Source organism: Kitasatospora sp. NPDC058170, assembly GCF_042883905.1.
GTDB lineage: Bacteria > Actinomycetota > Actinomycetes > Streptomycetales > Streptomycetaceae > Kitasatospora.
Genome location: NZ_JBHVUV010000007.1, coordinates 218,964 through 227,547, shown reverse-complemented (window position 1 = coordinate 227,547; position 8,584 = coordinate 218,964). Strand labels below are relative to the sequence as shown.

The window sequence follows — 8,584 nt, the reverse complement described above, 5'->3', positions numbered from 1 at the left end:
GAACTGCGTCGAATCCGCGGCGGAATCACACGAGAACACGTTCCGACCCGGCGGGGAATCCGCCGGCCGCACGGGTGGGAACGTGTTGCGACAGCGCCGCCGTGGCCGTCCGGGCCGGCGGCGGGCCGAGAACGTCGGCGACAGGATGCCCCCGCATCTGTCGGGAAGGGGTGGCTTGGAGAGTCCGAGTCCCCGAGCAGCGGTGCCGGGCGCGCCGGGTGCCGGGCGCTTCCGGTTCCGGCGCATCCGTTCCGGCGCGTCCGGTTCCGGGCCGGCCGAGGAGGGCCCGGGCGCCGGCCGGGGGCGCCTCACCGAGCGGCCGGCGCCGGGTCCGGGTCGCGAGTCGCGGGTCCGGGGCCTGTGCCGGGGCCGGACCCGCGCCCCGGTCAGGCCGCGGCGGCGTCGGCCAGCGAGACCAGGCCTCCCGTCGGCACCTGCACCACGACGGTGCCCCGGCCCAGTTCGAGCGGCCCCTCCCAGAGCACGTGCCCCCGCGCGTTCCGGACGGTCGCCGAAACGTTTCGGCACGGGCCGCCGGAGAGCGTCACCCGGTCGTCGGCGTCGGCGTTGGCCAGCAGGAACTCCGACCAGCCCGCCACCGGCACGTCCACGACCACCGGCGAGTAGCGGGCGACCACCACCGTCCGGCCGTCCCCGGCCCGGACCACCGGGTAGCCGAGTTCGGGGCGGCACGGCACGAACTCGCCCAGCTGGAGGACGTCCGCGTACCTCCGGAAGAAGCCCAGCCAGAAGGAGAGCGCCTCGATCTGCTCCGGCGTCTGCTCCGCCAGGTCGACGGAGACCTGCGGCACCGAGAACAGGATGCTGATCAGCTGCGCGGCGATCTGCTCGGCGCTCTCCTGCGGGTGCCACATGACCATGTCCGCGTGTACGGCGATCGGACCGGCCGTCAGCCGCAGGTCGATGGTGCGCCGGCGGTTCTGGGCCGTGGACAGCGGGCAGTCGACGGCCCGCACCATGGTGGCGTACGGCCAGAAGCCGTGTCCGACGTAGGGCTGGCGGCTTTCCAGCAGCACGGACGGCCGGACGTCGGACGCCTGCGCCACGATCTCCCGGAGCAGTTCGGCCACCGCCTCGCCGACGTCGGCGAAGTCCGCCTCGGGGCCCGCGGGCGGGGCGCCGACGGACGTGAACCGCTCCAGGAAGTCGAACTTGAACCCGTCCATCCCCCACTCGGCGATCGCCCGGACGGTCGTCGCCACCAGGTGGTCGCGGACCAGCGGGTAACGCGGGTCGACCACGATCGCGCGCAAGGGCTCGACCCGCTGCAGCGCGTAGGGCTGGAACTTCTCCCAGACCGCGCTCTCCTGCCCGACCAGCGGCAGGCCGTACCAGAGCAGGTACGCCATGCCCAGCGAGCGGACCCGCGCGACGTGCTCGGCGGTCTCCGGCAGGGACAGCGGCTCCCAGTCACCGCAGTGCCCGAAGGCGCGGGCGCGGTCGGTGGTCATCCACCCGTCGTCGACGATGATGCTGTCGCAGCCGATCCTCTTGGCGAGGGCCGCCTGCCGCTCGATCCGCTCGGGTGAGACGTCCTGCATCAACGCGTACCAGGTCGAGTAGACCGGCATCCGGGCGACGTCCGGTACCCGTCGGTCGCTCCCCGGCCACCAGCCCACCAGGTCCTGGAGGCAGCGGGCGAAGTGCCGGCCGGAGCGGTCGATCCGCAGCCGCAGCACCCTGTCGGACTTGACCCAGAAGCGGAAGTCCCCGGTCGCCTCGACCACTCCGCTGCCGATCACGGCCTCGTCCTGCAGCGCCGCGAACGCGCACAGGGCCCGGTCGTCCTGCCCGATCAGGGCCGCGATCGGCGCACCCCGGACGAAGGACACCGGTGTCGGCGCCGCCCAGGCCGTGGGCAGCCAGTAGGCGTCGTTGTTCGTCGGCGTCCAGTAGGCGGTGGCCCCGGTGCAGGGGATCCGCCACTCGACCCGGACCTCCCCCTCGCCGCGGACCTCCAGTTCGAGCACGCCGTTCCCCAGGTCCGTGGGCCCGGACTCGGTTCCGATGATCCGCAGGTCCAGATCCCCCACCCGGATCTCGTGCGGCACGTCGGCGACAGCTGGGGCGTACGGTTCCCACACCTCGGCCATGCGGCTCCAATCCCTCGTCCCGTGAGCGCTCACGTGAGCTGTCACGGGTCATGCTCGTCGATCACCGCGAGCAAAGTCAAGGCTCTATTTCACGCCGGTAAACCCACCGGTGAGGGCACGGATAAACTGTCCGACGCTGCGGCAATCGCGGCGAAACCGACCTCCCGGAGGAGAGCTCGAATGTCCCCGTCGCCCGCCAAACGACCCACCATCGAGGACGTCGCGCGGGTCGCGGGAGTCTCCCGGCAGACGGTCTCCCGCGCCATCAACGGCAAGGGCGAAATCGACCCCCGGACCAGGGAACGCGTCCTGGAGGCCGCCCGCGCGCTCGACTACCGGCCGAACCGCTTCGCCCGCGGCATGATGCGCCGCGACACGCTCACGCTGGGCATGATCCTTCCCAACCTCACCAACCCGTTCTTCCCCGAGGTCGCCGACGGCGTCATGCACTCGGCCGAGGCGGCGGGCGCGCACGTCGTCATGGTCGCGAGCCGGGCGACCGAGGACGGCGAGCTCGCCGCCCTCGACCTCATCGACCGGCAGACCGACGGCTTCGTCGGCTACCTCCACCACCCCGCCGCCCTCGCCAAGGCCCAGCAGCTGGGCATACCGTTCTCCGTCTTCGGCTGGGAGGCCGAACTGCCCCCGGGGACCGGGCCCTTCAACCGCGTCGACATCGACTTCCGGGACGGCGCCGCGCAGACCCTGGCGCACCTCACCGCCCGCGGACACACCCGGATCGGCATGCTCGACCTGGGCAAGGACAGGCCCCGGAGTCCGCGCGGCCTCCTCTTCGGCGAGCTCGCGGCGCCCCTCGCCCCCGGGGACCGGGCCACCCGGATCGTCGGCGCGGGCAACTCGATCCCGGGCGGGCAGGAGGCCATGGGCCGCCTGCTCGACGCCCACCCCGACACCACCGCCGTCATCACCTACAACGACGTCATGGCCGTCGGCGCGCTCCTCGAACTCGAACGCCGGAACCTGACCGCCCCGCAGGACTGCGCCGTCGTCGGCTGCGACGGCCTCACCATCTCCGAGATCACCAGTCCGCCGCTGACCACGCTCCACATCGACAAGAACCTCCTGGGCGCCCGCTCGGTGGAACAGGTCGTCGCCCAACTCGCCGACCCGGCCCGGCCGGCGGCCCACGCCCTCGTCCGCCCCGAGCTCGTCGTCCGGGCCTCCACCTGACCGACGACACCCCGCCGTCGCACGCCCGCGCCGCGCCCCCGGTCAGCCGTCTCCGGTCCGGGGGCGCGGCACGGGCGGTGCAACGGCGGGCGAGTCCGGCCCGGCACCGGGGAGGTCCGTCCAGCTCCAGCCGTTCCGGGTGGCGAGCCGTCGCAACCGCCCCTCGTTCACCGGAGTGCGGGGCACCAGCCAGGTGCCGTCGGCCCGCTCGCCCATGCGGTTGAGCTCCACGTAGACCGGGGTGGTCAGCTCGTCCGGGGCGGCGGTCCGGACCCGGAGCCATTCGTCCCAGCGCGACACCTCCACGGGCGTGCCGACGCGATCGTCGACCTCGCCCTCGGTGTACAGCACGCCCTCCCGCTCCGCCGCCGGGGAGATGCCGTACTCGTTGGGGACGAGGTGCAGCGGCGTGTCCTCACCCGTGGCGATCCGGTAGCCGCGGCCCCGGACCCCGAGCATCCGCCGCACCTCGTCCAGTTCGGGCTCCAGGGCGCCGACCCGCGCGGGGCAGACCGCGTAGTGGATCACCCTGCACCGGCCCGCCCTCCGACCCGGCCTCACCAGGCCCGCATCGTCCTCGTGCCAGGCGACCCTGGCCGGCACGCGGTGACCGGGCAGGTCCTTGGGCTGCAACGGGATCCACCGGCCCCCGGTGGACATCCTCCACTCGACCGCGGTCAGGCACTCCCTGCACCGCGAGTACGGAGAATAGCCCTCCCCCACCGGCCGGCCGATCGCACCGGCCCAGACCTCCAGGCTCCGCCTACGGTCCTCACCACCGCCATCGCCGCCTGCCATTCCGACGCCCCCTTGTTTTGACGGCTCGTCAAATGTCCGGTATCACGCCAGGCTAAGCACCCCCACTGACAACCGGGCGGCCCTTCCGGAGGCTCGTGAACAGCGGCCGGGCAGCAGGAACCACCGCCCCGAATGTCGGGAGCGCGACCGGCGCCCGGGGGCCGCCGCAGGTGCGCCCCTTTCCGGCCGGTGAGCCGGAAAGGGGCGGCGGACCCCGGCCCCGTCAGCTCCGTCAGGAGACCGCGACGGACTCCGGCCGCTCGATGACCACGAGGTGGCTGAAGACCCAGTGGTCGACGTTGGCACAGGAGTGCACGAAGAACCCCTCGATCGTCTGCACCGTGCGATCGGGCTGCTTCGCACCGCTGTTGACCGCGTAGGTGAGGAGGTTGATGGCCGCCGCCAGGACGTTGGTGGCGAAGTTCACCACCGTCGCGGCCCAGGAGAGGATGTAGTCGCCCCACTTGGGGTTGTCGCGGGCGAGCTTCTGCGCGGCGCCGCAGGAGTCGCCGATCGTGCGGTCGGCCCGTTCCGCCAGTTCTCGCTTCAGGTCACCCATCGACCTCCGCCAGGCGGTCTGGTCGCCGTCCTTGCCGAATTGCCTGGTGGTCTCCTGGGCGTTGTCGGAGGTCTTCCGCTGCAGGACGTTGAGTTGTTCCAGCAGTTCTCCCCAGATCCTCCGCATCCTGTCCGGGGCATCGGGGAACTGGCGGTTCAGGCCGATGACGGGGGCGTTGGAGTTCGGGAGCGGGTAGATCACGGAGTGGTTGACGAACGCGCCGACCGCGGTGGGACCGGTGTCGCTGATGAGGGTGGCGTGGGTCATGAACGCCCTGTGGTGGGCGAGGATGGCGTCCAGGGACGCCGTGAAGGCCGACTCCTGTGCTCTGGCGATATCGGTGGTCATCGGGGATTCCTTCCGGGGGTGGGGGGTTCGACTGGTCGTGTCGGTACGGTCGGGCGCGTCAGCCTGCTTTGGCGAAGCTCTCGGAGTTCTTGCGCAGGATGTCCACGCAGGCCTGGATCTGTGCGGCGGTGGTGCCCTCCCGAGCTGCGTCGATCCACCAGGCGACGAAGGCCGGGCCGGTGTCGTCCGGGTGGTTGCGCCGCCACTTCTGCCACTGCATGCGCACCTCGGCGTAGAGCCCGTACTGGCGCAGGCCCCGGCGGACGACCCGAACGGTCTCGGTGATCCGGGTCGGGTCGGGATCGGCTTGCGGAACCGGCGGGTCGAGCGGGCCGAACACGCCCGCGAGTGCGGTCAGGATGCTGTTGACGCGCCGCTGGGCGTCACGGGTCGCGGCGTAGGTCTGGTTGTACTTGGCCGTGACCACCCGGGAGTACGTCGTCAGCTTGTCGATGTTCGACTGGTAGGCGTCGATGGCCTTCTGGAGGCGTTCGGCGTCCTTCTCCGCACTGGCCCAGCCCAGGCCGATCTCCACTCCGGCGGTGATGAGGAAGCCCACGCCGGCCGCCGCGACACTGGCTCCGGACAGGGCCTCCATCGCTCCTTCGCCGAACGCGGCCGCGACGTCGCCGACGGCCTCCTCGGCGGTGGGTTCGGCCAGCGCGACCCCGAGGTCCTCCAGGGCCGCGGGCAGTTCCTCCAGGGCCTCGGGGGCGAGCCTGCGGGCGAACCCGAGCAGGCCCGCCTTGGTCAGCTGCCCCAGTTTGATCACCAGTTGGCCGAGGATCATGCCCCCGCCGTAGCCGTTGAGCGCCTGGGTGATGTCCAGCGGAAGGGTGCCCTTCGGGCGGCCTTCCGGGTCCGGGTACTCGGCGTTCGCGGCGGCGAGCAGGGTGACGAGGTCCTGGTCGGAGTCGTTGGCGACCTCGGCGATGACGGCGAGCGTGGCGACGGCCGCGGCGAGCGTGCGGTAGTCGGCCCGCTGTGCGCGCAGGGCGTCGACCTGGGTGGCGATCCGGTTGTTCAGCAGCACCGCGGAGGAGTGCAGGGCGACCGCGCGGGCGTGCAACTCGCTGACGTGGTAGACGCCTTCGGCGATCGCCGACTCCACCGTCTGGCGCTTCACCTCGGCGTCGCCGGGGAAGTGGAAGCTGGGCATTCCCGACATGGACTCACCTTCTTTCGCAGGGGGTTCAGGAGCCGGCCGAGCCGAGGACGCGGGCCAGGCAGGCCGTGGTCCACTCGCGCGAGAAGCCCTCGACGGCGGCCCTGGTCTTCCAGTCCTCGATGGCGGCCGTGTCTCCGCGCGGGTGGGTGGTCAGCTCATCGCGGATGCGGACCGGGAGGGCGAGGACGGGCGCCGCGACCATGAGGAGCCCGAGCACCTTCGGGAGGCCCGCCAGGTCCTCGGCCGGCGGGGTGTGGTCGATCGCCTGCGCCAGGGCGGGGAGCATGGCCCTGTGCGGGCCCAGCACCCGGATCATCGCCTCGTGGCAGGCCCGTTGGCGGCGGAGGGCGGCGTCGTCGACCCCGGGCAGCGCAGCCTCCATCGCGGCGAGCAACCGCTCGGCGGTGGCGGCCTGACGATCCATCAGCCCAGAGAGGTCCGGCCACTGCCCCGGGTCGCGGTGCCAACGGCGACGCAGCTCGGGCAGGCCGAGGACTCCCGGGAGCAGCGCGGCGGTCCGGGCCAGTGTCGAGGCGCCGGCCTTGCGCAGACGGGCCTCGATCTCCTCAGGGGCGACCTCCGGACCGAGGTCCGCGGCCCGCAGCGGCACCGGCGGCCCTTCCGCGGTCCAGGACAGCCCTTCCTGCCTGGCGGCGGCGAGCAGGTCGGCGCAGGACTCCTCGCCGCCGAGGAGGTCCTGGGCGATGGCGCCGAACCACCAGGGGGTCGCGGTGTACACCGCGGGCAGGCGCGCGTGCAGGTAGAGCGCGGAGGCCGACGCGGGCAGCGATCCGGGCCGTGGGCCGCCGGCGGCGGCCGCGTAGCGGCCCGAGTGGAGTTTGTCGTGGAAGGACCGGTAGGGCTTCGGTCCGGCGGTCAGTGCCGCTTCGCCGAGGCGGGCCAGCATCTCGACGGCGATCAGGTACCGCAGCGTGTCCAGCGCGCCGATCAGGGGTGCGGCGCGGGCCGCCAGGACCCGTTCGAGGTAGGTCAGCCGGGTGGCGACCTCGTCCGGGCGGACCGTCGGGGCGGGTCGTGCGGGAAGCGGGCTCGTGGTGGTGGTCATCGGCGTTCTCACCCTCTCAGCGGCCGAGGGCGGCGACGGGCTTCTGCGGGTCCGTGGAGTAGGCCCGCTTCGACACCTCGACGAGCAGCTTGGCGTACGCGTCCAGCTTCTCCTGCGTGATCTGGGTCGATGCGCCCTGGAGGTACCAGTCGAGGAACTGCTGCTGGGTGGCCTTGGGATTGCGGAGCATGTAGTTGTGGCGCTTGGCCTTCATGTCACTGAAGATCAGGTAGTGGTTGGTGGTGGCCAGGCCGTAGGCGTACCACTCCGGTTGGTAGCCGTAGCCGACCCGCGGCGGCTGGGGGTAGTCCGGCCTGGTTCCGAAGATCTCCACCATGCCGTTCACGAAATCGCGCAGGCGCTTCTGCTCGACCACGATCTGCCCCTCGGCCTGCGCGATCTTCGTGGTCAGGGTCGTGGTGCCCTGCGTCATCTTGTCGGTGGCCTTCTGGAGGGCGTCGATCTCCTTGTCCAGCTGGTCCCGCTCCGTGGCGCCGGAGATCGCTCCGCAGATGACGTCGATGCCCACCGCGACGGCGAGGCCGATACCGATGCCGACCCACTCGCTGATGCTGGCCCGGCCCATGGCCTCGACGGCGGCCTTGCCCTCGACCTCGCGGCCGACCGAGGCCTCGGTGATCTCCGCGGTCTCCTCGCCGATCGGCGGCGCGCTCTCGCCCTCGGGAAGCCTGGTGGTGCCGCCCGGGCTCTCCGGGTCGATGCGGGTGCCGGAGTCCTCGGAGGTCGAGACGCCCGAGCGGCCCGCGGCATCGAGCATGGTCGCCTCCGGCTTGACGATCCCCTTCGCCACCCGGGCGATCCCCTTGCGGACTCCCGGGGGAAGCGCCTCGACGAAGGCCGTCCCGGCCCGGCCCATCGCCTTGAGTGCGTAGTTCCCGATACCGAGCTCGGCGAGGTAGGAGATGATCTCGGCGGGCAGTGCCCCGTTGGCCGGCTCCTCCAGCGCCTTGACGGTCTCGCGGTACTTCAGGTAGTCCTCCTCGTTCAGGTGCGCCTCGGTGATGGTCATCATCAGCAGCAGGTTGACGGACACCATCCGCTTGTAGTTCGTGACCCGGACGTCGGCGGTGATGCCGTCCTTCAGGATCGTCTCCTGCGCGTCGAGTGCCGCCCGGTGCAGCCGGTTGACCTCGTCGCGGCGGTGGGGGAGGTGGTAGATCCAGTCACCCCAGGGAATCGCGCCCATGCGGCCCACTCCTTCGTCATTCGTATGCGGATCTGTTGTCCACCGCCAGTCATCGGCAGGCCTCGGCGGCGACTTGAGCCGTCCTCCGCGCCCTGTCCCTGCACTCTGTCCTGCACGCTGTCCTGCACTCTGT

At 71.8% G+C, this 8,584-nt stretch carries 7 protein-coding genes; 1 reads left to right on the top strand and 6 read right to left on the bottom strand.

The window, feature by feature from the left end:
* Window positions 1-386: 386 nt before the first annotated feature.
* Window positions 387-2,114 carry a glycoside hydrolase family 36 protein gene (locus ACFVVX_RS10765; protein WP_387943731.1) on the bottom strand — a complete coding sequence of 576 codons (1,728 nt, stop codon included), beginning with the start codon at window positions 2,112-2,114 and terminating at the stop codon, window positions 387-389.
* Between the two features lie 180 nt (window positions 2,115-2,294).
* Here ACFVVX_RS10765 and ACFVVX_RS10760 point away from each other — a divergent pair, with 180 nt between their 5' ends.
* A complete protein-coding gene (locus ACFVVX_RS10760; RefSeq protein ID WP_387943729.1) occupies window positions 2,295-3,305 on the top strand; it encodes a LacI family DNA-binding transcriptional regulator in 1,011 nt (336 codons plus the stop codon).
* 42 nt (window positions 3,306-3,347) lie between these two features.
* Here the strand turns inward: ACFVVX_RS10760 and ACFVVX_RS10755 are convergent, their stop codons facing one another.
* The 5 genes from ACFVVX_RS10755 to ACFVVX_RS10735 form a co-directional block, all read right to left on the bottom strand.
* On the bottom strand, window positions 3,348-4,103 hold the full coding sequence (locus ACFVVX_RS10755; protein ID WP_387943727.1) for a DUF6083 domain-containing protein: 756 nt from the start codon (window positions 4,101-4,103) through the stop codon (window positions 3,348-3,350).
* A gap of 232 nt (window positions 4,104-4,335) precedes the next feature.
* Complete coding sequence (locus ACFVVX_RS10750; RefSeq protein ID WP_387943725.1) at window positions 4,336-5,010, bottom strand: hypothetical protein; 675 nt, start codon at window positions 5,008-5,010, stop codon at window positions 4,336-4,338.
* Between the two features lie 58 nt (window positions 5,011-5,068).
* On the bottom strand, window positions 5,069-6,178 hold the full coding sequence (locus ACFVVX_RS10745; RefSeq protein WP_387943723.1) for a hypothetical protein: 1,110 nt from the start codon (window positions 6,176-6,178) through the stop codon (window positions 5,069-5,071).
* A gap of 25 nt (window positions 6,179-6,203) precedes the next feature.
* Window positions 6,204-7,244 carry a hypothetical protein gene (locus ACFVVX_RS10740; protein ID WP_387943721.1) on the bottom strand — a complete coding sequence of 347 codons (1,041 nt, stop codon included), beginning with the start codon at window positions 7,242-7,244 and terminating at the stop codon, window positions 6,204-6,206.
* A gap of 16 nt (window positions 7,245-7,260) precedes the next feature.
* Window positions 7,261-8,451, bottom strand: a complete 1,191-nt coding sequence (locus tag ACFVVX_RS10735; protein ID WP_387943719.1) for a hypothetical protein — start codon at window positions 8,449-8,451, stop codon at window positions 7,261-7,263.
* Between the last annotated feature and the right edge of the window lie 133 nt (window positions 8,452-8,584).

Excerpts from the sequence above, each read along its gene's own strand:
- ACFVVX_RS10745 (WP_387943723.1), bottom strand. The coding sequence starts at position 6,178 with ATGTCGGGAATGCCCAGCTTCCACTTCCCCGGCGACGCCGAGGTGAAG.
- ACFVVX_RS10760 (WP_387943729.1), top strand. The coding sequence starts at position 2,295 with ATGTCCCCGTCGCCCGCCAAACGACCCACCATCGAGGACGTCGCGCGG.
- ACFVVX_RS10735 (WP_387943719.1), bottom strand. The coding sequence starts at position 8,451 with ATGGGCGCGATTCCCTGGGGTGACTGGATCTACCACCTCCCCCACCGC.
- ACFVVX_RS10750 (WP_387943725.1), bottom strand. The coding sequence starts at position 5,010 with ATGACCACCGATATCGCCAGAGCACAGGAGTCGGCCTTCACGGCGTCC.
- ACFVVX_RS10740 (WP_387943721.1), bottom strand. The coding sequence starts at position 7,244 with ATGACCACCACCACGAGCCCGCTTCCCGCACGACCCGCCCCGACGGTC.
- ACFVVX_RS10765 (WP_387943731.1), bottom strand. The coding sequence starts at position 2,114 with ATGGCCGAGGTGTGGGAACCGTACGCCCCAGCTGTCGCCGACGTGCCG.
- ACFVVX_RS10755 (WP_387943727.1), bottom strand. The coding sequence starts at position 4,103 with ATGGCAGGCGGCGATGGCGGTGGTGAGGACCGTAGGCGGAGCCTGGAG.